The organism is Candidatus Uabimicrobium amorphum, from assembly GCF_009002475.1.
GTDB lineage: Bacteria > Planctomycetota > Uabimicrobiia > Uabimicrobiales > Uabimicrobiaceae > Uabimicrobium > Uabimicrobium amorphum.
The window spans coordinates 3,674,751-3,698,224 of sequence record NZ_AP019860.1; the positions used below are offsets into that span (position 1 = coordinate 3,674,751).

Genomic DNA, 23,474 nt, shown 5'->3' on the forward strand with positions numbered 1-23,474 from the left:
CACGATATGAAATTTACCTTGTGCAACCTCAGAGTTTTTAGTATATATTCATCACGGGAAAAATGATGATAAATTTTAGTAACTCATTCATAAATTTAGGATAAAAAATGGCTGAAGAACAAGATTTTTCAAAGGATGATCCTCAGTTACAAATTTTTTTACGGCAGTCGCGAATATTTAAAGATGTTCATGATGAAGACTTAACAACCATTATTTCCTTTTTGAAAAAATTTACTTATGACGAAAGTGAGATTATTTTTTCTCAGGGGGGTTTAGAGGCGGCGATTTACATTATCGAAAAAGGTCGCTGTGCAATTGAAAAAAGTAATCGATGTATCAATATTCTCAACTCGGGAGATATATTTGGCGAAGTATCCATGCTTGGCCAGCAACCACATGTAGCCACGGCGCGAGCGATTAAGGAAACCTCCTTGTATGTTCTCCCTGCAGAAATACTTGTCGAAGAACGTATTTCAGCCCAATCATTAGTGCGAATTTATAAGGAACTAGGCTCTCTTGTCACATCTTACATCCGCGGAGAAGATGCGCTATATCAAGAAATTGATGTTCTACTAATCCAGGATGGTGGTTGTTCCCCAGGATATAACTCTGTCACTTCCTTTATTGTGCAATTTTTAGAGCACTACCAACGCAGTGTGTTTGTCGCAGCGACAGGTTTTAAATCCCTTGTAGAAGGAGGAGGTGCCGCCAACTTACGCTGCTTGATTTACAACGAACAATTGTATAAACAGCTGGAGCATATTCCAGGTGTCATTCACGCCCCGGTATTACGCGAAGAGCGCGGTGCACGCTTTCGCTGTGAACGCTATGAAGGGTTTCGTTTACTAGAAAACCAGGAAAAAGCAGCAAAGACCATATTAAAGCACAAAACACGTGTTATTGTTGCTGTAGGTGGAAATGGAACTCTTGAAGGTTTAAAGTCTCTTTCGAAGCTTCTCCCAGGTGATTTGCAATCGTTTTTTATTCCCGCAACTATTGACAGCGATATCTATGGTTCAGAATGCATTGGACAACACGCAGGAGTAGAGATGGGGGCAGAAAAAGTACGTTGCTACATGGCAGATGCGCGCACCCACAAACGCTGCTATATTATTGAGATGATGGGAGCGAGAGGAGGGCATCACGCCTTACATTCGTGTTTAGGAGCAGGGGCACATCTCGCGGTACTACCAGGCTTTGACTATAATATCCCCAAAATAGCCCACGCCCTTAAAGATCGTGATTACACGGTCATTGTCGTAGCTGAAGGGTACAAACGCGATTATCGAAAAAACAATAACATCACAGGAAGTGCTGCCGAGTTCTTCTACCAAGAGCTTATGGAGGAGGGTTTACAAACCAATCAGCGTATCATCTGCGAGTCTTTTTCGCGCGATATCCGTGGTGCGTCGCCAAATAACATGGACATTACTTTAGCACAGCGCTTAGCACGTAATTTAACACATTTAATATTGCAAGGAAAAACCTACATGATGCCTGCCGTTTTGTCGGGGAAAGAGTACACTCTTCATTTAGATGAAATACAAACAGACAACTCTGTATCTGGAGACTTAGTTGCGTTGGCAAATCGTTTGGGAGATCCAGAGTGTATTACGGGTAAATTGTAGATCGGAGTTGTTATGCAACCTATTGATGATGTCGTTTTAAACTTTAGTCCTAATGCTGTTGTGGTAATGAACATCATTCTAGGCATCGTAATGTTTGGGGTTGCACTTGATATGAAGGCCACGGATTTCGACAATATCCGTAAATTTCCGCGTTCCGTGGGGATAGGCCTTCTATCTCAATTTTTATTTCTTCCCGCTTTTACATTTCTCCTAATACTGATTTTAGATCCTATACCGAGTATGGCAATGGGAATGCTACTCGTTGCTGCTTGTCCTGGGGGAAATATTTCCAATTTCCTTACACATTTTGCCAAAGGTAACACGGCACTATCCGTATGTATGTCGGCCATATCGACGCTGTGCGCCATATTTATGACCCCTCTAAACTTTACCTTTTGGGGGAGTTACCATCCCGAGGTATCAAAAATACTCAAGCAAATATCCATTTCTCCTTTGGATATGGCGACCACAATACTTTGCATTCTAGGTTTACCTCTTGTAGCGGGACTATTCATTGCCGAGAAACGCCCACATCTCGCTTCACGACTCAAAGACCCCATGAAGAAATTTTCCCTCGTGGTATTCATTGGTTTCGTTTTTCTGGCGTTGGTCGCTAACTGGAATTCTTTTATTCACTATATCGGCTGGGTGTTCGTTATTGTACTGTTGCATAATTCCACAGCACTTGCGACAGGATATCTAGGAGCTACATTTCTCAACCTACCAAATAAAGATCGTAAAGCGATTACCATCGAAGTGGGTATTCAAAACTCGGCATTGGGGCTAACGATCATTTTTACTTTTTTTCAGAAACTAGGCGGAATGGCCATTGTTGCCTGCTGGTGGGGCATTTGGCATATTATTGCGGGACTTAGTATTGCATATTATTGGTCGCGAAAGGAAGACGCATGAGAAACATCGCTGTTACGGGTGGAAGTGGTTACATGGGAAGTATTGTGATACAAGAATTAATGAAGAATCACAGCAATGAAGTACGAGTTTTTGCCTTAGATATTAGAGAACCACACCAAAAAATACCTGGGGTATCTTATCACATACTGGACGTACGCGCTCCTGAAATGAGTAATGTTTTTGCGGAAAACGATATCCACGTAGTTGTGCATCTCGCCGCAGTTATGCCCAGCAAAAAAAGCGATCCCGAATTAGAATACGCGATTGATGTTCTCGGAACAAAAAACGTATTAGAAGCATGCGTGAAAAACAACGTAGAAAAAATCGTGGTATCCTCCAGTGGTGCGGCTTATGGTTACTATGCCGATAATCCTCAATGGATCACCGAAAATGACACAGTACGTGGTAATGAAAGATTACCCTATTCGCGCCACAAAAGACTTGTAGAAGAAATGCTCGCCGAGTACCGCAAAAACCATCCCACATTACAACAGGTAGTGTTTCGCATTGGAACTATTGTGGGGAAAAACGTAAGTAACTCGCTAGTGGCTCTTTTCGAAAATAAGTCTGTACTCGCAATAAAGGGAAGTGATAGCCGCTTTGTGTTTATTTGGGATCAAGATGTTTGTGGGTGTATTGTCCAGGCAATTTTCTCGTCACAGACAGGTACATTTAATGTTGCTGGTGATGGGGCGCTCACAATATATGAAATCGCCAAAATACTGAATAAAAAAGTGAAAGTTCTCTCACCAACACTGTTAAGTGTCGCTCTCAGGGTAGGCCGCTGGTTAAGAGTTAGTCCTTATGGACCCGAACAAATTGTCCTATTGCAATATCGCCCAGTGCTTGACAACAATAACTTAAAAAATGTATTTGGCTATATTCCGCAGAAGTCTTCACAAGAAGCATTTTTGTATTATGTAGAACAAAAAAAATTGAGAAGGTAGAGATGAATAAGAGAAATTTTAAAGGTAAAGTCGTTGTCATCACCGGAGCCTGTGGTGGATTGGGGAAATCCCTGTGTACTGTCTTTGGTAAAAACGGAGCAACCATAATCGCCGCGGATATCGATGCCCAAGGAATCAAAGAGTTGTGCGATGAATTACAAAAAGATATGAACATAGATGGTTACGTGAACGATGTTACCAATGATGAAAACGTACGCGAAATCGCCAAGAAAGTACTGCAAAAACACAAGCGTATCGATGTTCTGATTAATAATGCCGGCATCAGTCACTTGAGCAAATTTAGCGAAACAAGTGTAGAGGTCATGCACCGCGTTATTAATATAAACCTTTTTGGCTGTATGTACTGGGCTGCGGCCTGTATTGACTCTATTATCGAAAATAAGGGTATGATGATCGCTCTTTCCAGCGTTGCTGGTTTTGCTCCCCTTCATTCACGCACAATGTATGCAGCAAGTAAACACGCACTACATGGTTGCTTTGAAAGTTTACGTGCGGAAGTGGAAGATGACGGAGTGGATGTCATGATGGTTTGTCCCGCATTTATCGCCACAAAAATAAACGACAACGCCCTCTCTGGTGATGGCAAACCTGCACAAAAAAATCGCGTGCATGCCGGAAAAAAAATGTCGCCTGACTATGTGGCTCAAATAATATACACTGCCGCCACAAAGCGCAAAAAAACTTTACTCATCGGACGTGTTAGCAAACTAGCGTATTTGGTGAGTCGTTTTTCAAAAAATACCTATATTCGTGCAATGAAAAAGAAATTTGCCAACGAACTAAAGTCGTAATTTGAAACGGAGTTCTACAATGATCAAGAAATTTTGTCTACTACTCGCCAGCATTGTTTTGTTTAGCGGTTGCATTGAGGTAGAACAAGAAATATGGATTCACGCCGATGGTTCTGGGCGTGTCAGAATTGCTTTTGGTGTATCGAGTTCGATGTATAAAATGATGAATTTCAAAAGTGATGAAGATCGCCAAAAAGAAATCAAAGAAAACGTGGAACTACTAGAAAAAAACCCCAATGTTGCCAAAGCAGAAATTAAAGAATACGAAAAAAAAGATTTGTGGTTTTATGACGTAGATGTACATATCAACGACTTGCGCAACACGAAACAATTACAAGAAGACCTACAAAAGATTTTTAGCTCCAAAGGCAAACGCAAAGGACGCGATGCAAAAATTGCTGTAGAAAAACTAGACAATGGCAATTATTTATTCATGTATAAGTTTAAACTAAAGGAAGAAGAAGAAACACAATACGCGAAAAGTGTCAATCAATTTTTTAAAGACAAACACTTTCTTTTTCGATTACATGCACCACACATTGTGGCAACAAATGGTTACCGCAACAAAGAGCAAAATATGGCAGAGTGGCGATTTGATATGGTGGATGTCATTGAACAAAAAGGTGAATTTCTTCCCCAACTACGAGCGGAAATTGCCGGACCAAAAATCTGGTTGTGGATTACAGTAGGTATTTTAATCATACTAGCTATCATAGGCGTGTTTTTTTATAAACGTCAGAAAAAAAAGTAATACAAATAAACTGTTGTTAGAAAAAAATCCTTTGAAAAACGCTCCTGAAAACATAAGCACATTTTTCACTAAGTAGTTTACGGCACAACAAATTATAATTGATGGCGTGTTGAAAATGTCTTATAATAATAATTATTTTTATTTTTTCAAAGGAGTGTCTAATGAAAAAGACTTATATTCTTTTGGCAATTCTTTGTGTGGCATTGTTTGCCAACACAGCTGTTGCCGAATTAAAAGTACTTGACACTGCTCAGGACTTTGAAAAACTCGTAAAAGAGTCCAAAGTTCCTGTCATTGTTAAGTTTTCAGCGTATTGGTGACAGGCATGCACCGTTCTGAAGCAAAAATTGGTTAACGTCGCGGCCAATTATTCAGATGATCAAGTTTTGATCGCAACAGTGGATGCATATGTAAATAGCGAACTAAAAGAATATCTTTTAGGCGGATATCCTACCGTCCGTACCTTTTCTAAAGGTAAAGTGGGTGGCGAATCATTTGTTGGTAGCAAAGATGAAGGCTTCATAACAGCTTTTATCGATCGAACCATAAAAGGTAACAACGCTTCTCCAGCCGTTGCTCGTGGAAAACTACACGAACTAAAAACCACAGCTGAATTTGAAAACCTTGTCAAGAACTCTCAAGTTCCGGTAATGGTCAAATTCTCCGCTTCGTGGTGAGGCGCCTGCCAAAAATTAAAGAAAACACTGGTTAACGTCGCTTCCAGTTATTCTGACGATCAAGTTTTGATCGCCACAGTTGATGCAAGTAAAAATAGCGAATTGAAAAAATATCTACTAGGTGGCTATCCTACCATCAGAGTTTTTTCTAAAGGTAAAGTAGGGAACAAATCATTCCTTGGCAACAAACCGGAATCTTTTGTCCGCAACTTCATAGACGAAATTGTCTCTTCTCAAAGACGTGGAAAACTCATCGAATTACAAACCGCCGCTGAATTTGAAAAACTCATTAAGGGTTCACAAGTTCCCGTGATGGTGAAGTTCTCCGCTTCGTGGTGAGGCTCCTGCCAAAAATTAAAGAAAACACTGGTTAACGTCGCTCCCAGTTATTCTGACGATCAAGTTTTGATCGCCACAGTTGATGCAAGTAAAAATAGCGAATTGAAAAAATATCTACTAGGTGGCTATCCTACCATCAGAGTTTTTTCTCAAGGCAAAACAGGGGACAAATCGTTCCTTGGCAACAAGCCAGAGTCTTTTGTTAGAAATTTCATCGACTCCTTGATCCAACCAAGTAAAAAATAAAAACATCTCCCGGGATGTATCCCGGGAGTTTTGCATAGACCAAGCAACTACACACGTCCCTTGAGCATTCCATGCCAATACATGCGCGGCAGTCCGTAGGCTTTTAGCGCATACATACTGTATCGCTCTTGCCCTTGATCGAATGGAAAAGTTTCCGCGGGTTGTTTATCATAGTCAAATTCAGCTAAAATAAGGCTTCCATACCCAGTAACTAAAGGACAAGAGGTATAACCATCGTAGTGTCCTTTCAACTTTTCCCCTTTCATTTCTGCCAAGAGATTTTCCACCAAAACAGGAGCTTGCTTGCGTATCGCAGCCCCCGTTTTTGAAGTTGGCAAACTACTGCAATCTCCCAGAGAGAAAACGTTTTTAAATTTCGTATGCTGTAAAGTATGTTTGTCCACGTCGACCCAACCATCTTGATTACCAAGCTCACTGTCTTTAATAAATTTAGGAGCACTCATCGGCGGAGAGACATGGATCATATCATAAGATAAAGTCACACGTTCATCATCATCGAGCTTTTTAAATACCGCTTCCATCTTGTCGGGATGCAGCTCAACTAGGTCATGCTGAAAAAGAGTATTGATATTTTTTCTTTTAACGACCTTCTTCAATGATTTTGCATATTTTTCGATGCCAAAAATGCCCGCCGTCGCCGAAGCAAAAACAACATTACTTTTGTCTCTCACACCCGATTTGCGAAAATAGTCTTCTGCAAGATAGCATATCTTTTGTGGCGCACCGGCGCATTTTATGGGTGTACTTGGGTGTGTAAAAATAGCCGTTCCGCCCTGAAAGTTTTTCACATTTTCCCAAGTAGAATCAACCGTTTCATAGGAGTAATTACTGCATACGCCTTTAGTTCCTACCGTTTCTTTTAAACCAGGTATCTTATCCCAATCGATTTGAATCCCTGCTGCAACGATAAGGTATTTGTAGGCAATAGTTTTTTCATCATGCGTTTTTATTTGGTTATTTTTTGGATCGAACGTCGCCACTTTATCCTGAATCCATGTGTAACCGTCAGGAATAAAATCTTCTTGTTCTCTTTCCGATACTTCTTTCGGAAATACTCCGCCACCAACGAGCGTCCAGATAGGCTGATAATAGTGCTTAGTAGAAGGCTCAATAATTGCGACACTTTTGGAAGCCACTTCATTACTTAGATGAGCTGCCGCAGTAATCCCGGCACTACCACCGCCCACGATGACAATATCATAAGATTCCATAATTATTACTCCTCTGAAGAACGATCATTTGCTAAATTTTTTCCAAAGTGCTTCGCAAAAGCCACCAAGAATCCCATTGAACGACGTATATCGGAATTAAACAAAGCCCCAACCCCCTTAATCACAGTAAGTTTTTCAACGTCATCTTGACAGTCCACCAAACTTTCCCCCATGGAGGCGATGACTTTAACTGTTTGAGGATTTAATACTCCTGACTTCATTAGCGCTCTAAATTCAGGGGAGTCTAACAAAGCCGAAAGTTCTTTGATGAGACCTTTTTCTTCGTCAAAAACGGTTGAAATAATTTTTGCTGTATCTGGATTTGTTAACTCAATCATTATCTGCAAACCTCGTTTAAGATTATCGATCACATCGATATCACGGAGATTTTCGCGATAAAATTCATCGAGAAAATCGGCAAACATCGCGACGAGTTGCGGCAATTGATTGATGTGATCGATGTTCTCCAGTAACAAATTTGCAGTTTCGCGTTTGGTGATTTTTTCAGCAAGTTGTAGACTTACCGATACGCGCTCTTCGAGATCAATTCCTTTTTCCTTGGTACGTTGGTAATGTTCATCGATACTATCACTAAACATTCCCGTAATACCCTGGAGTTGCTGAACGGAAGTCTCTACCTTTTCGATAGATTTTTCCAAAGATTCTATTTTTTGTAGTATCTTATTTAAAACTTCGGTATTTTCCTGTTCCATAAAATTCTCTTTATAAATTTGAGTAAAGTATGAATACACCCATCACCAAAATAAATATCGCAAAAGCTTTTTTTAGTTTCTTCTGTGGAATAAAATTGACCAGGGAACTGCCGGTGTAAATACCGATGATCGCAAGGCCTGTAAATAAGAAAGCAAAATTCCATGGTACTTGCACTTGGTCCAAGTATCCCAATACACCCGTTATAGAGTTCATGGTAATAATAATAAGAGATGTTCCCACGGATTCCTTCATCGAAAGCTTACCAAAAATAACCAACGAAGGTACGATGAGAAACCCTCCTCCTACGCCCACAAGTCCAGAAAGAATACCCACAAATAGGCCTTGAGGAGCAAGAGCAATCAAAGAGACTTTACCACTGTGCGTGTCTTGATTCTTATTGGTAAACATGAAGAACGAAGCCATTAACATAATCGAAGCGAATAAAGTGAGCTGTGCCGCGTCGCTAAAAAAAGCAGCAAGACGTGCCCCCAAATACGCGCCAAGCATCGCCAATGGTCCAAAAATCAGAGCCATTTTTACATCGACATTGTTATTCTTCCAGTGTTTTAGACTTCCAAAAAAACTCGCTGTACCCACAACGAATAAGCTTAAGCAAATTGCCGTTTTTGTGTCATACCCAACAACATATACAAAAACGGGCACGGCTAAGGTTGAACCACCGCCACCTAAAAGTCCCAGTGACAATCCTATCAGAAAAGCAAATATTAAACTAAGTGTGTACATAATAAATCATAGTATTTGTCGTCAATACTAGCCTCAATTACTTTGAAGTATTGTGCCTTTTCATTGATAATGAAAAGACCAGTATCCTCACACAAAACAAACATTCAAATATTCAAATATTCGCATATTCACTATAAAAATTCAATAAAAATATGTGATTTCCAACAAAAATAATTCGTCAATTTGAAGACATGCACTTGATAAAAAATGAGCTTGATTTGTCTACTCCGTGGATTCAGAAAAACGAAAAACCGAAAGTAAGCCCAGCATATCAAAAAGAGCACGTATCTTCTCAGAAACATTGATCAGCAAAAAATCTCCTCCTCGTGATCGAAGTTCGTGTGCCCTGAGAACAAACTCGTCAAGTCCAGTAGAGTTTATATACTTGATACTAGATAAATCAAATACAATGTTGGTGATTCCCACACCTAAAAAAATACGATGAAAAGACGCAGATAATTCGTGCACGTTATCGCCATCAATATAGTCACCGCCCACAACAACTGCCGTATTTTCTGAAGTGCGCCACCACTGTGCAATCGCAACACTTTTTTTGGCCATAAACTTTTTGTAGTCCGTTTCCTTCATTTCATCTTTATCTATTTCGATACAAGATAGGTTTACATTGACATTGTGTTTGTAAAAAAGAGCGATCTCTACAGGAGTGATCCGGATGCCCGCGAGAAGTAGAGAACTTAGCTGGGAGATGTTATGAAAAGAGTGTAAGCCTTCCTTAGTTATGCACGTAAATCTCACGTCTACATCCGAAAGTTTAGGTAGTTTGTCGAAGCAAGCAAAAACATCGTTGCTAATCGCCGTATGACTTAAATCTATTTTTTCTACAGAACCAGCTAGATGTGTAAACGAATCGTTCGTAATACGTGTATATGAGAAATCGATAGAATGTAGGGAAGTAAGATTACTCATTTGTGGCGGTAAATTTTGAATATTATTTCGTCGCAGTTTTAATTCCGCAAGTAAGCGAAGTTTTCCTATTTCAGGCGGCAATTTCGATATGTTGTTATGTGCGAGATCTAAGTAAACGAGATGTTTAAGTTCTCCCACTTGCGGGGGAAGTTCCGTAATTTCGTTAAAAGACATGTCGAGATGAGTTATTGCCGACAATTGGCACACCGAAATTGGAAAATCTTGCAAGCTATTACGCGAAAAATCAAGATAAGTAAGTTTATTGAGTTGTTGAATTTCCTCTGTGAGTGAAACTTCATTCAGTGCCAATTCGAGACGCGTAAGAGAACAAAGTTGATATACGACTACCGGTAATTCTTTAAAATTATTCATGTTGAGATTAAGATGCGTAAGATTTTGCAGTTCGTTCATCTCTTGTGGTAAATCCTTGAGTCCACAATTACGAAGGTTCAAATGAGTAAGCCTAGAAAATTTACTAATTCCTTGTAATGATAAATCGTAATTGTAACTAAGATCTAATTGCGTTAGCATCGGCATTTGAAAAAGCCACTTAGGGATCGATTTTATTTCAGAGCTTTGTAAACCGACAGTTACATCTCCCGCGAAACTACAATTTCGAAAAACGCAGGTATCCAAATTGCCAAATGTAACATTTGTACGAAAACTACAGTCGTAGAATTCGACATGTTGTGGCTGATAACTTTTTGATAGGTAAAATACACAGCCATGGTAAACGCTGTGATCCTCTATATTTTGTAGAGATTTTAATTTTATGTGCTGTTGCTCCATATCATTTTCCTCGACAAATCTCCTCATATTGGAATATCTATGGGTGTCATCCCTGCAAAAGCAGCCTTATTTTGCAAATAAAATATTTATTTCATTTTAAAAGGCGCAGGCGAAAAACGGTAGTACTTTTATACGAAAAGTACTACCGCAAAATAGAAATTCTAACGTGCTCTTGATTCAAATCGCAATGCCAACGCACTTGCCACAAAAATAGAAGAATAAGTCCCGACAATGATTCCAACAATTAGCGTAAATGCAAATCCTTCCAGAACATTACCGGTATTGTAATTAAAAACAAACAATATCACCGCAACTAACAAAGTGGTAAATGATGTTAAGATGGTTCGTGAAAGGGTTTGATTAATACTGCGATCAAAAATTTCCGCTACTTTTTTTATTGGCAAACGCTCCTCTTGGTTTTCGCGGTTTTCGCGTAGGCGATCAAATATAATAATCGTATCATTCAGAGAATAACCAACAATCGTAAGTAACGCCGCGATTACGGGTAAATTCATTTCGACGTTTACCCACCCCATGCTGGAAAACAAAGTAATCATACCTACGGTGATGGCAATATCATGTGCTAAAGTAATAATCGCCGCCAAAGCACAATTCCATCCGTTGGGAAAGCGAGCTGTAATATATAGCAGTATAAAAATAAGTGACAATAAAATCGCGCGATAAGCACTTGTTTTCTGTTGTTTCGCCACCACGCTAGAAATTTCAGCAACGCGAGGAAACGGGTCGGAAAGATGAACTTCTTTTTGTTGAAAAATATCGCGAACCGTTTTCTCTAAATATTGTTTGGTTTCTCCCCACGAAATGTGGTCTTTTCCGCTAGGTAGATCGACCAACAAGGTAAACTCTGCCATAAGATTTGCAAAGTCACTTTGTGGCTGAACATGAAATTTGGCAAATTTACATCTTTGCATTGCTTGGTGAATAGATTCGAGTGGGGCATGCTCTAAAAATGAAATTTGTGCGGTAAAAACGTTGTTTTTGTTGTGAATCTCGATGTGCTGCACTTTTATTGTGGGGCGTGCTAGTGCGAGATGACGTATTATTTCTTTCTTTAATGAACGTTTTCCTTGGGCTTTTTGCAACTCAAAATGTACAGTCACTTTCGGCACTGCGATCAGTACTTTTTCAAATGGACTTTTTGCAAAAGTGGCTTTTAAAAAATCTACGGATACTGGTGTATGCAAGTGAATTGGCATAGAGACAAAGTTGCGTAATTTTCCTCTGCTAATTTTTGTTATGTCTCCAAATGCTTTTTCGGCCAACTCTGCAGAAAACAATTGCCGAATTTTCTGCCGCATTTGTGATTGCGAGGTATTTTCTTGAGACAGACGAATGGAAAATTCGCGATTTTTCGCACGGGGACTTATTAAGCGTTGTACTTCAAAATCCCCCTGGAAATTCTTGCGCAAACGCTCGCGTACGGTTGTGGTTTCCAAAGGTTTTTTCAAACTCATTTGTACCAAAACCCCCCCACGAAGATCCAAACCATAGATACGTTCGCTACTCTTCAAAAAGCCCACTGTGCATAAAGCAACGGCAAAACAAGAAACGATGCCCCATTTACGCATTTTACTTGTAAAAGCAAAAGACGGTTTTTTTACAATTTGCATCATACGTAAACGGTTACTCATATTTATCATGATCAAAACGCGAAGAAACGTTTTTGTGACAAAAATAGCGGTAAAAAAACTAAGTGCTATCCCCCACAACATCGTAAACGCGAAACCTTTGATTGCTCCAGACGCAATCATATAAAGTATTGCCGCAGTAAAAAAAGTAGTGATGTTCGCATCGAGAATTGTCCGAAAACTTTTTTGGAAGCCACGATCAACATCGTCTAATAATATTTGTTTGTCCACTGTTTGCAGACGCTTTGCTTGCTCCTCACGAATTCTCTCAAAAATAATAATATTGGCATCGATACTCATACCCACGGTCAAAATTAAACCGGCAATTCCGGGCAATGTCAATGTTTCTCTAAATAGCATTAAGACAACAAACACCAACAATATATTCAAAAGCAATGTCAAGCTTGCCACAATTCCCGAGGTAAGATAATAAATGGCAATAAATAAAATAACTGCCGCAAAACTAAATAGCGCCGAGTAAACTCCCAAACGTACAGAGTCTTCGCCAATACTTGGACCAATGGTATTTTTGTATAAAAGCTGTGGTTTAATATCCAAAGATCCAGATTTCATGGTTTTGATGAGTACGTTGGCTTGTTTTGCTGTAAAACCGGTGAGAGAGCCTGAATCGCCGACAACGCCCCCAATTTGCGCAACACTTACTATTTTATTGTTAAATACGATGGCGAGAATTTCACCTTGGTATTTTGCGGTGAGCTTTTTGAAATTTTTTCCCGCAGAGATTGTTAAACGAAAATGAATTTGTTGATGGAGGGAATCAAATTGAACGTGGCGTAAATCTTTACCTGTAATGTTATACGAATCGCCGATCCATAACAAACGTTCCCCACCACCTTTATCCTGAAACCACTTGTAGCCCAAACTAAGTAATTGCTTTCTGTAGTTGTCAAGCGCTCGTTGTCCACGCTGTTTTGCCTTTTCATACCTAGTGGATTCGACGGCTTCGTCAAAACTACGTTTGCCGCCCACTTGCGGCGACGCAACAAGACACCAACGTAAATTCCCTAGTTGTTCAATGGCATCTTTGATTTTTTCCGTATCTGCGTCATTCAATCCTGGTAACTGCACCAGTATTCGATTTTTGCCTTGGCGATTGATTCGCGGTTCTTTGACAATACCAGAGTCAAAAATACGCTGGTAAATGACAGAGATGGAATCATCCATAACTTGTTGTGCGGTTTTATGTGGATCAAGTTCTTGTAGGTCTATTTCATATAGTAATTCAGAACCTCCCTTTAAATCTAAACCTAAATTTATTTTCGTTTCTTGTAAATCCTCTTGGAAAAAAGGTCTTTTACTCGGTGGACAAATAAGTAACAGACTCATAGAGACTAAGCACAAAATCAATACACACTTTGTCCATATTTTGGGGTTATTTTCATACATTTTCTATTTCCTTAATATTGAATTTTCCACTGTAAAGCATATGATGCAAGGCACTTATAACTAAAAACAGATGTTGTTTCAAACTAACGTTTCCCCAGAGCTGTCATTCCCGCGGAAGCGGGAAACCAGCAATATAAAGTCGACTTGTAAACGCCTGGGTCCCTGGTCAAGCCAGGGATGACAACCTGGAGATTTGTAGTTTAAAAGTTTTTATCTCTTTTCTTTGTATGCACTTAACAAAAAACCTCCCCTTATCAGTCCTGTGGGGGCGGCATCGCATACAGGCATATTTCTAAACCGATAGACCCAAAATAACATTGCGTCTTTCAACACACGTAAACTCCCCTGTAGAAGTAATCGCCATACTAACGAAATACTTAAACGACACTCCGAAACTACGACGCGATAGAATATCCAAAGATATATATATTCTTCGCGGTCAAGTCGACAGTTATGAAATTTTATTGAAGTGAAAAAGGGGACGTAACAATATTGCTTTTAACAAAGCAAAACGCTATTGTTTTGGGAGATTTCTAGTGGTAAGTATTTTGAAATGGATAGGTTGCTACGTAATTTGGGAAAATGGAAGTAGCAACTTGATGGTTGTTTGTTGAAATGGATTTTTGTAGAGGAACCAGCGACATAGAAACTGACATTATCCACTGCACTGGATAACATATGATCACTTTGTGATTCTGTTTGCGGTGACTCGCATTTATTCACAATATCACTGTTTTGCGGACAAATAGATTCCCAAACATTTGGTGATATCATGCTTTGTATAATAAGTAATATAAACACAACACAAATTGTGCAACGTTTCCACATTTTGTAGCTCCATAAAAAGATGTTACCTTTTACTACTACAAAAATGACCTTTTTACAAGATGAAAATTATTTTATGCGATAATTTTTACAAAATTTACGGTATGCGGGGAAATTCGCATTTTGGTAACTTTCCCAAAACTCTTGCCACTGTTTTTTTGACAAGTCCAGAGATGTAGCAAATTGAAGAATCGTGTTGATCCACTTCTCCGATGACGTACGTAAAAGTGCTTCGAGATTCAATTTCGATTCGGTCATGGCGATTGCATTTGCAATTGTACCACGAAGTATTGTATTACTCGAATTATTGTAGATAGCTTGCATTTCGCGCGCTTTGGCTCTGAGTTTTCCCAAAGTAGTTGCGGCAAAAACTTGTACAGAGGGCAATTCATCTCTCAACACTTGATAAACACTCTCTTTGTATTCTTGCAGTTCTAGATTTGCAATCATTCGTAAAATTTTTGTTTTGACTTCCGGTGCATTGTCTTTGCGGAGTAGTTCGTCAATTTGTGTGAAATATTGACGTATTTGTAAATTCGTCAAAAAGTCAACAACACAGATCTGGGTAACGAAACTTTGATTTTGTGACAGTGTCTGCACTATTGCATCTGCATAACCCCGGAGCTTTAATTTCTCTAAACTACGAATTAGCTCATTGCAAATGGTAGCGTCTCGCAGGAAGGAACGCAGGTTTGGCAAATCATCTTTCGCAGTTACATTACCTAGCGCACGAATAGCTGCGATTTTAATAGGGAGGTTTGCATCTTTCAGTAAAACCGGAAGATTACGCCGGGAATCTAATGTGACAAGAGCCACAACCGCTGCGTTGCGTACTTCAGGGGTGTCGTCATTTTTTAGCCTTTGCATAATCTCAGGGATCAACTGCTTGTTTTTTTTACTGGCGAAGAGTTCAATGATTTTTACACGTACGTATCTATTTGCGTCGTGGTGCATCACTTTTTGTAAACGATTCATGTACGTGTCTAAGTCGTAAAGATGGATACTGGTAATTGCATGTTGCCGTAAACTTTCTTCGCGATGCTTTTCTATTATTCCGAGAAACATCGGTAAATATTTTTCGATTTTCCACATCCCCAAAGCGGTCATCGCTTCCATGCGCAACCACAAATCATTATCTTCGTTGTGAATAACATCGACAAAGACATCAGCGTGTTTCTTTATTTGTAGGGTCCCCAAGCCTTTTATTGCTGCGCGCCGCATTTCAGAGGAATCACTCCCACGTATTATTTTTACCAGTAGCGGAGCAACTTTGGTCACTTTTTTCGTTATCAAAAATGACATCACCTGCAATTTTATTGTTTCACGAGAGGTACCAGGCGTCTGCAAAAGTTCCATTAAAGCTCCCTGATATAATTCTCGTTGCGTAGGGGAAAGTTTGTCATAATGATTGTGTATGAGAGGGGAGACTTCCCCCTTAGCCACCGCACGGCACTTTTGTACAAACTCACGATGCGGAGCTGTTATTTTCCAGTACATCGTAAACAAAATCACCATGAGAGTTACCGCAACAGCGATGAAAAGTTTTCCTTTTCGGGAAATACGCGGTACAAAAAAACGATATTGCCCGGCGAGGTAATTTTGCAAGGCTTCGTGAAACATGGCGACAGATTTATATCTTTTATTTATGTCGCGGTGCATCGCAATCGCAACTATATGTTCTAAACTACGGGAGACCTTGGCATTTACCTCGCGTAGCGGCTGTGGTCTTTTTCCTTGGCGCAAAGCTTGAACAATATGGATGAAATCACCTGAAAACGGAGGTTTCTGGCATAAACAAAAATACAAAATCGCCCCCAGAGAGTACACATCACTTTGTTCATTTGCATTTTTAAAGTTATGAGCCTGCTCAGGAGCCATATACGTTGGCGTACCTGCAAGAGTTCCCGAAACGGAGAAAGATTCGCGCTCCACAGATTTGGCTAAACCAAAGTCGAGAACTTTACATTTATTCCCGGTCACAATAACATTTTGTGGTTTTAAATCGCGGTGAATAATCCCTTTACGATGAGCATATTCAATGGCATGAAGAATCTGCAATACATATTCTACGGCTTGCCGTGGTGAAGGATTGGCTTTAAGTACCCACTTACTTAGCGTTTCACCAGGGAGTAATTCCATCACCAGATAGTGAATGCCCACTTCATGACCATAGTCGTGAAGTGTGACAATATTTTCGTGGTTTAAACTAGCGATGGCCTCCGCTTCACAGTAGAAACGTTGCAATTGAGGAGAATCATTTTCGCCCAAAATAACCTTTATTGCGACTTCGCGTTTGAGTTTTTCATCAAAAGCGCGATAGACACAGCCCATTCCACCACGACCAATTTCCGCGGCAATCACATAACGCGAAAGCTTTTTCGCACCATGTAAACGTTGCTCTGCCAATAGAGTGTTCACTTGTGCCTCATCGAGAACCGCTTGCTCAATACATAGTCTACCAAATAGAGTTGCAACCTCTGTTTTTCCAGCAAGACGTTGGCGCTTTTGGAGTTGTAGAATAATATCAATATCGGTAGAGTTTAACCAACGGCGTAAAAGCGCTAATTCTCCTATTTTGCGAAATTCCATCTTTCTCTCATTTACAGTCGTTATCAACCTATTTGTTATTAAAAATAATCGAAATATAACCGAGGTCTTTGATATGTCCTAAAAAGGCATACCGCAAATACGCAGCACTTTGCTGCATATTTTGTTTATTGAGTTGTACAACAAGATTTTCCCGTATTTTTTTGTGCCGCCGGAAATCATAGTGAACGTCTTTTATTTGTCCAAGGGGTGTCATCGCGAGATAGACAACTTTGTCGTCTGCCAACCCTGCCGCCATGACAAATTCATTTTCCGCACTAATTTTACGTTTTTTGTAAAATAGATATAGGCTGTTTGAAACGTTGTTCAGGTCTAGTTTTAAACGAAATAACTTTTCTAAATGAGGACTTGCCTGCACCATCGGTGGTTTTTGCGAATACTTTTTGGAATTGGCAAAAAGAAAAATGTAACCTTTTGTACAAAAACTTTTGAGAAACCCTGTTGTCATGACATCAATCGTTTCATTTAGTTGTTCCCAATTTACCTTAGCAGTTCGTACGCGTGGTGTATTTCCCAAGTCTTTGTAGCCGATCGTTTCGAGAGTGTCTATATCAATATAGACCTCCACCAGTTTTCGGTCGCTAGATACGGCGAGGTAGTGAAGTTTTTTATTCAAAATACCCACCACATAGACTGCTTCGCGAATTTTACTTACGCGCTTACCGCGAATCCAAATGGAATAATCTTCAAATAATATATCTTCGGGTAAGTAGTTGTAATAGAGAAATGGTTGAACGATATGAGATATACTACGCATCTTTGTTTTTTGGGAAAACCTTATGGCCTGCAACCATTTTTTGCGCACATGCTTTTGGATAAAATCCAAAGGATTTTGCGATGCGTCATAAAGTGGTAAAAGACGAGCAATTTTATTTTGTTGTGCAGCGAGTTCGCTGAACACTTTTTGCGGTACATCGCGTTTTATCCAATAATATTGATACAGTAAATACGTGTTGTATGCATCGCCTTGTTGTTGCTGTATCGCGCTATCAATATGCATTTTCATTTTTGCTAACCGCTCGCTATATTGTGCGTCGTTGACAAACGCGTAGTAAAAGTGCAACTCCGCCATTTTTTGATGAAAAAAGGAAAACTCCCCCCATTTATTGCGATAAATTTCCAAATGGTCATCAATGGCAATTCCAGAGGAAATGTCACTCTTGAGTTTGTGGTACACGCTGACAATCTCTTTTTTGGGAACGGCAGATGTTCGTTGTTTTAGGAACACGAAAGCCACGAGAGCCACAGCAACAAACAAAATTGCAGCGACAATGATAGGTACCATAGAACGTTGCTGTGGAATACGCGCTTTCACTTTTTTCCCCGATTGGAATGCCTCAATGTCTTCGATAAAGTCTTCCAAGTTTTGATAACGATCCTGTGGACTTTTGGCCAAAGCTTTCAAACAAATTTTATCTATTTCTTTTGATACCTTCGGCATTTTCGTACTAGGGGCAACGACCGGGTCATAGCATATTTGCTTGATAATACTTGAAGCGTTCGGTCCTGTAAAAGGAGGTGTTTTGGTAATACATTCGTATAAAATGGCCCCTAAGGCGTAAATATCAGTGCGATAATCGATATCGTGTTTTCGTCCTTCGGCTTGCTCTGGTGACATATAGTAAAAGGTACCAAGAATAGAACCCGTTTGCGTTAAATTATCTATATCTTCCGAGAATTTCGCCAAACCAAAATCCATCACGCAAGGTTCATTGTTTTCCCGAATCATGATATTATCCGGCTTCAAATCTCGATGAATAACGTCATTTTCATGAGCGTAGTCAACAGCACGAGCCACTTTTACCACCATTGCCAGACGTCTACGCAGGCTATTTTTTTTCTCCAACCACTGCCTTAGAGTAATGCCTTCGATGAAATCCATGACAAAATACGGTATGCCATTTTGTTGCCCACTACTGATGAGGCGAATAATATTGCGGTGATGAAGCTGTGAAATCACGTGTACTTCTTTCAAAAAGCGACGAATACTATTCATATCAATTTGATTTTGAGACGACAGAACCTTGATGGCGACGACCTGCTGTGTTTTCAAATGAATTGCTTTGTATACCTTGCCCATCCCTCCTTCTCCGATGAGGGATTCAAGTTGATAGTCTTGCACACGCGGTTTTTCTCGTTGAGTGGAGTGAAATTGATTGTCCATGAATTTTCACCAATTGTCAGAAATGAAGATTTTGGGTTGATTAGCCATGGTTTTATTTTACGTAAATCGAAAAACTTTTTCCAATAAAAGTTTGTGGAAAAGAATTGTATTGTGGATAGCAAAACAATATAATCCGTGCCACTTATTAAAGATTGTAATTTAAGAAAGGAATTTTATGAAAAAACTGATACTCACATATATGTTTTTCATAGCGTGTATCGCACAGCAAACCTCGGGGTTGGAAGACGCCAAGAAAAGATTTTTTGCGGCAACTGATCTCAATAAATGTTTAGAGGATGGTATTCATATCGCCAGTAGCGAAGAGAGTAAAATTTTAGTAGACGCTTTGACATGCGACAATATGATCGCTCGCGAAGCGGCGGCAATACTTTTCATGCTTGCCTACCGAAAAAACGAAAGAACGCCTGCTTATGTAAGCAACTTTAAGTTAGAAAATCTAAAAAACGGTACCTTATACGAGGCTTTATTTGTCAACTTACAAAGTGAAAATCGCAAAATGAATAAATTTGCAGCCAAGTTAAGTATATATGGTTTGAAAGACGAAATGGTTGCGTTTTTAAACCATAAACTAAGTAGTACTCCTGAAGATCAAATGACTGCGGCATCTTTTCTTGCGTTCGTAGATAAAAGCCGCTGCGAATTAAAAGAAATTTTAACGAGTGGACTGGATCATAAAAGTGATTTTACACGTATGCAAGCTGTTGTTGGCATTGGAATGTTAAAATGCGAAAAGCAACAACAGTTGGCAAAACTCATTGCGATGTTTCCGGCGGAAAGTTCGGTGATGAAACTACAAATCATTCGTTCCTGCGAAAGATCAGAAGAAGGGCTGTTGGCCACTACATTGTTGTTAGACGCATTAACCACCGAGTTAATAAATTCTACAAATAAAGATGACCAATCACTTAGCTACAGAATCATTAATTTATTTCACCTTCGCAATGCAAAAGGTTCAGAAGTAGAAGAAAAAGCCCTACTTTGTATCGACAGCAAGGACAAATATGTTTATGATAAAGCTGTTGACGTTTTAAGCAATCTCGAAATCACAAACCATGAAAAAGTGCAAAATAAGATGATAGAAGTATTGTTAGATGGAAATCGAATGCAGCAAACGCATGAAGGAGCTTCACGCGTCTTGAAAAATATGGCGGTACACCTAAGCAATGCCACCATGGAAAAACTAGAGCAGCTTGTCGCCAAAGGCTCTGTCAGCAATAGCATGATAAAAAAGATCAAAAAAAAGCGCAAAAAAGCACAAAAAACAAATGACAAATAGGACCTACACCCCCTAACATTTATTTGGTTCTAAAAAGAATAGCCTTACAAAAAGGAAAAGCAAATGAACGAAAAAACAAAAAGATATCCGTGGTTTAAAGACGTTCGTGTAAGAACAAGCGAGGAACCACATCGTCAATCGACGTGGTTAGAGCTGTTTCTGGATTTGTGTTTTGTCATTTGCGTTGGTGCACTCGCTAGAACTTTACTAAAAGACCATAGTCCATCTGGTATATGGGTATATCTGGCTCTTTTTGTACCCATTTGGTGGGCGTGGAATCAATTCACTTGGTACTGTTCTCATTTTGATAACGACGACGTTCCCTACCGTGTCTCCGTTTTATTTGTGGCAATGACAATCGTCGCTCTCTCCACAACTATCGAAAACATCCCCAATGGATTTAGCAATGCCTTTGTTTGCTTGTATATTATTCTGCAAGCTTTTCTCTTTGGTTTGTGGCTACGGGTACTACTGCATAATGATGAATTAAAAACGTTTTCGTTGCGCTTTGTCTTGGGAACGGCTACCGCGGGCGCTGTATGGGGAATATCTTTATTCTTTCCCTCTACAACTCGCTATGTAGTTTGGGGCGTCGCATTATTGATACAAATTCTTACGCCTATATGGGCATGGTCCACTGTTAGCTATAACTTCGCTGTTCACGATGGACATATTGGTGAGCGCTATGGATTATTTACCATCATTGTGCTCGGAGAGTCACTTTTAGCTGTCGCTTCGGCCTTAAGCGGTGTACTCAATATTGATGTTATCTTGACAGCTCTTTGTGGTTTTATTACTGCTGCATGCATTTGGTGGATCTATTTTGATTTTGATTATTCATCGATGTTAGAAACAGGACTAAGCACATTTGTGTGGGGGTACGGACATTTTTTTATATTTGCCAGTATTGCTGCTGTGGGGGTGGGAATTCAATGTATCCTAAACGAAATACTGAAAGGTGCTACCAATAAAGATATATTGGGTATTGTTTTATTTTCTGGCAGTATTTGTGTTTATCTTCTAGCGCTAATCGCAATCCAGTGGACCGTTCAAAAAAAATGGAAAGATCCTATACTGAGGGTACGCTTAGCGGCAGCGTTCATCGTACTTGTTATTGGATATATTTCTACTTTTTTAACGGCGAAAATGGGGGTATTTTTTATTACATTAGTCATGCTCATCGTCGCAGCTCATGACTCTTATCAATGGGGAGTACGTCACATACACCAAATAGAAAAAAATTCCCGAGGTACATCAAGTTAACATGAAACTTTCCTTCTAAACATATATGGTACTCCCCTGCAGCGATTACTCGTCCGTCACCTCCGGCTCAGTGCTGGAAATTTTAAATTCGTGTATTTTTTTTACAGATTGTTTGTACCAACTTATTTCAAAGGAGAGTTTTTCGCGATCTTTTTTTTGCTCTGCTTCGACTCTAAGCGTTAGCGAATCGTCTAATTCGCAAGAGACAAAGCTATCTTCATTTTCGAGAACAACTTTCCCCTGTTCGATACTATTTGCTAAATCGCGAAGTATGTTACTCAACTCTTGTTTATTTACCGGTGATTTGAAATTCCAACTTTTACCCATTGTGTGTCCCTTTCATCTATCAAATAAAAGATAGTAAGATATCAATAAGTTTGGTTGCGTCTAGGAGCGGCTTACTTTTCTCACTAATGAGCGGCGTATCAATGACTTGTATCCCCATCTTTTGGATTTCTTGTATGTTCTTCTCTATGTTAGGGTACTCGTTACTACTTGAATCTACTAAAACAAAATTGAGTAATTTGTCAATAGGTACTTCCTCACAAAAATCACGTTGAAGATACGACAAAAGTGTTTTCACCATCGAGCAAGGTGTCATTCCCAACTGTTCAGGGTCTTGACCATAATTCAGTATCAAAATTTTAGGACAACTATTTTGGACTATAGCCTCTGCGGTTTTTTGTGGAAGAAAATGCACGATTAAACTACTGTAAAAACTTCCCATGGGATAGCATATCAATTCCGCTTTTTTAATGGTTTTTATTATCTTTTCGTGAACAATCGGCTGTACTTCCTCACGGCTTTCTAAAGAATCAGTTAAATATATACGTTTTATTGGAGAGGGTATTTTCGATGTTTCTTTTCCCGTAATAACATGTTGCCCCACCAGAATTTGTCCGTTCTCTAATTCGGCAACTAAATGGTAGTTACCTCCGAGAATAGGACGCACCACTCCACGCGCCTCTACGAGTTTCGCAAATAAAAAAATGACCGAATCGATATTACGATTGTAGTTCAGATAACCACCGGTTAAGATCAAGTTACCTATATTCGCACCTTGGAGGTGAAAATCTGCGGGCATTTTCATCGCAAAAAACTGCAAATTGTAACAAATAATTTTGCGGATAGAATCAGGTATTTTTTGCATGGAAGGATGGCGCCCATTTGCAAGAGTGTCCAATTCTTTTTTTAACACGTCATTGGAGCGTTGTGCAAATCGCATTGCAAAGAGTTCATATATATCTGGTGCTCCACGAACAGACTGGTCAGCGAGAGCCATTAATCTATTGCGTAAATCCCCCACGGCAATCATAGAAAAAGCTTTTCGCAGGGCGGCGGAACTTCCTCCGGAGTCAAAAGGGGTAATCAAATGAATCGAATTGTGTGTATACTGAATTAGACGTTGGCTGAGCGTTTTTAAAGCACTCCCACCGCTAAAAAATAAAATTTTAGGCCCAAGTTCGGGAGTGCGTCGGTAACGTTCTATCTTTAGCACGTCTGGAATCTCGATTGTACGCGTAACGGTTACTTTTACCACGACA

General features: G+C 39.6%; 18 protein-coding genes and 2 pseudogenes. 11 read left to right on the forward strand and 9 right to left on the reverse strand.

What is annotated here, in order from left to right:
* Nucleotides 1-107: 107 nt before the first annotated feature.
* From UABAM_RS13170 to UABAM_RS34170, 9 genes and pseudogenes are all read left to right on the forward strand, one after another.
* A complete protein-coding gene (locus tag UABAM_RS13170; protein WP_151968468.1) occupies nucleotides 108-1,628 on the forward strand; it encodes a 6-phosphofructokinase in 1,521 nt (506 codons plus the stop codon).
* Nucleotides 1,629-1,640: 12 nt separating this feature from the next.
* The gene (locus UABAM_RS13175) at nucleotides 1,641-2,540 is read left to right on the forward strand and encodes a bile acid:sodium symporter family protein (RefSeq protein ID WP_151968469.1); all 900 of its coding nucleotides are present in this window, start codon (nucleotides 1,641-1,643) and stop codon (nucleotides 2,538-2,540) included.
* Nucleotides 2,537-3,487, forward strand: a complete 951-nt coding sequence (locus tag UABAM_RS13180; RefSeq protein WP_151968470.1) for an SDR family oxidoreductase — start codon at nucleotides 2,537-2,539, stop codon at nucleotides 3,485-3,487. Before UABAM_RS13175 ends, UABAM_RS13180 begins: the two co-directional genes overlap by 4 nt.
* Nucleotides 3,488-3,489: 2 nt before the next feature.
* On the forward strand, nucleotides 3,490-4,299 hold the full coding sequence (locus UABAM_RS13185; RefSeq protein ID WP_151968471.1) for an SDR family oxidoreductase: 810 nt from the start codon (nucleotides 3,490-3,492) through the stop codon (nucleotides 4,297-4,299).
* A gap of 19 nt (nucleotides 4,300-4,318) precedes the next feature.
* On the forward strand, nucleotides 4,319-5,050 hold the full coding sequence (locus UABAM_RS13190; protein WP_151968472.1) for a hypothetical protein: 732 nt from the start codon (nucleotides 4,319-4,321) through the stop codon (nucleotides 5,048-5,050).
* Between the two features lie 161 nt (nucleotides 5,051-5,211).
* A complete protein-coding gene (locus UABAM_RS33430) occupies nucleotides 5,212-5,370 on the forward strand; it encodes a hypothetical protein (RefSeq protein WP_173013296.1) in 159 nt (52 codons plus the stop codon).
* A 27-nt stretch (nucleotides 5,371-5,397) separates the two neighbouring features.
* A complete protein-coding gene (locus UABAM_RS13195; RefSeq protein ID WP_151968473.1) occupies nucleotides 5,398-5,727 on the forward strand; it encodes a protein disulfide isomerase family protein in 330 nt (109 codons plus the stop codon).
* 12 nt (nucleotides 5,728-5,739) lie between these two features.
* A pseudogene (locus UABAM_RS13200) lies at nucleotides 5,740-6,066 on the forward strand (thioredoxin domain-containing protein); the annotation flags it as partial.
* A 12-nt stretch (nucleotides 6,067-6,078) separates the two neighbouring features.
* A pseudogene (locus UABAM_RS34170) lies at nucleotides 6,079-6,312 on the forward strand (protein disulfide isomerase family protein); the annotation flags it as partial.
* A gap of 47 nt (nucleotides 6,313-6,359) precedes the next feature.
* Here UABAM_RS34170 and UABAM_RS13210 read toward each other — a convergent pair.
* The 7 genes from UABAM_RS13210 to UABAM_RS13240 all read right to left on the reverse strand — a co-directional run bounded on the left by UABAM_RS13210 (nucleotide 6,360) and on the right by UABAM_RS13240 (nucleotide 19,370).
* Nucleotides 6,360-7,547 carry an NAD(P)/FAD-dependent oxidoreductase gene (locus tag UABAM_RS13210; RefSeq protein WP_151968475.1) on the reverse strand — a complete coding sequence of 396 codons (1,188 nt, stop codon included), beginning with the start codon at nucleotides 7,545-7,547 and terminating at the stop codon, nucleotides 6,360-6,362.
* A 2-nt stretch (nucleotides 7,548-7,549) separates the two neighbouring features.
* The gene (locus UABAM_RS13215) at nucleotides 7,550-8,257 is read right to left on the reverse strand and encodes a DUF1641 domain-containing protein (protein ID WP_151968476.1); all 708 of its coding nucleotides are present in this window, start codon (nucleotides 8,255-8,257) and stop codon (nucleotides 7,550-7,552) included.
* Between the two features lie 10 nt (nucleotides 8,258-8,267).
* A complete protein-coding gene (locus UABAM_RS13220) occupies nucleotides 8,268-9,002 on the reverse strand; it encodes a sulfite exporter TauE/SafE family protein (RefSeq protein WP_151968477.1) in 735 nt (244 codons plus the stop codon).
* A gap of 222 nt (nucleotides 9,003-9,224) precedes the next feature.
* Nucleotides 9,225-10,718 carry a leucine-rich repeat domain-containing protein gene (locus tag UABAM_RS13225; RefSeq protein ID WP_173013297.1) on the reverse strand — a complete coding sequence of 498 codons (1,494 nt, stop codon included), beginning with the start codon at nucleotides 10,716-10,718 and terminating at the stop codon, nucleotides 9,225-9,227.
* Between the two features lie 161 nt (nucleotides 10,719-10,879).
* A complete protein-coding gene (gene secD, locus UABAM_RS13230; protein WP_151968479.1) occupies nucleotides 10,880-13,774 on the reverse strand; it encodes a protein translocase subunit SecD in 2,895 nt (964 codons plus the stop codon).
* Nucleotides 13,775-14,668: 894 nt separating this feature from the next.
* Complete coding sequence (locus tag UABAM_RS13235) at nucleotides 14,669-17,188, reverse strand: protein kinase domain-containing protein (RefSeq protein ID WP_151968480.1); 2,520 nt, start codon at nucleotides 17,186-17,188, stop codon at nucleotides 14,669-14,671.
* 28 nt (nucleotides 17,189-17,216) lie between these two features.
* Nucleotides 17,217-19,370, reverse strand: a complete 2,154-nt coding sequence (locus UABAM_RS13240; protein ID WP_151968481.1) for a serine/threonine protein kinase — start codon at nucleotides 19,368-19,370, stop codon at nucleotides 17,217-17,219.
* 175 nt (nucleotides 19,371-19,545) lie between these two features.
* Between UABAM_RS13240 and UABAM_RS13245 the strand changes: the two genes are divergently transcribed.
* Nucleotides 19,546-20,667 (forward strand): hypothetical protein, encoded by a 1,122-nt coding sequence (locus tag UABAM_RS13245; RefSeq protein WP_151968482.1) that lies wholly within the window; start codon nucleotides 19,546-19,548, stop codon nucleotides 20,665-20,667.
* Nucleotides 20,668-20,730: 63 nt separating this feature from the next.
* Nucleotides 20,731-21,930, forward strand: coding sequence for a low temperature requirement protein A (locus UABAM_RS13250; protein WP_151968483.1), 1,200 nt, complete (start codon nucleotides 20,731-20,733; stop codon nucleotides 21,928-21,930).
* 45 nt (nucleotides 21,931-21,975) lie between these two features.
* On the opposite strand, the gene UABAM_RS13255 is transcribed toward UABAM_RS13250, so the two are convergent.
* Both UABAM_RS13255 and UABAM_RS13260 read right to left on the reverse strand, forming a co-directional pair.
* On the reverse strand, nucleotides 21,976-22,257 hold the full coding sequence (locus UABAM_RS13255; RefSeq protein WP_151968484.1) for an amphi-Trp domain-containing protein: 282 nt from the start codon (nucleotides 22,255-22,257) through the stop codon (nucleotides 21,976-21,978).
* 19 nt (nucleotides 22,258-22,276) lie between these two features.
* A complete protein-coding gene (locus UABAM_RS13260; protein WP_229759398.1) occupies nucleotides 22,277-23,470 on the reverse strand; it encodes a GAK system CofD-like protein in 1,194 nt (397 codons plus the stop codon).
* Nucleotides 23,471-23,474 lie beyond the last annotated feature (4 nt).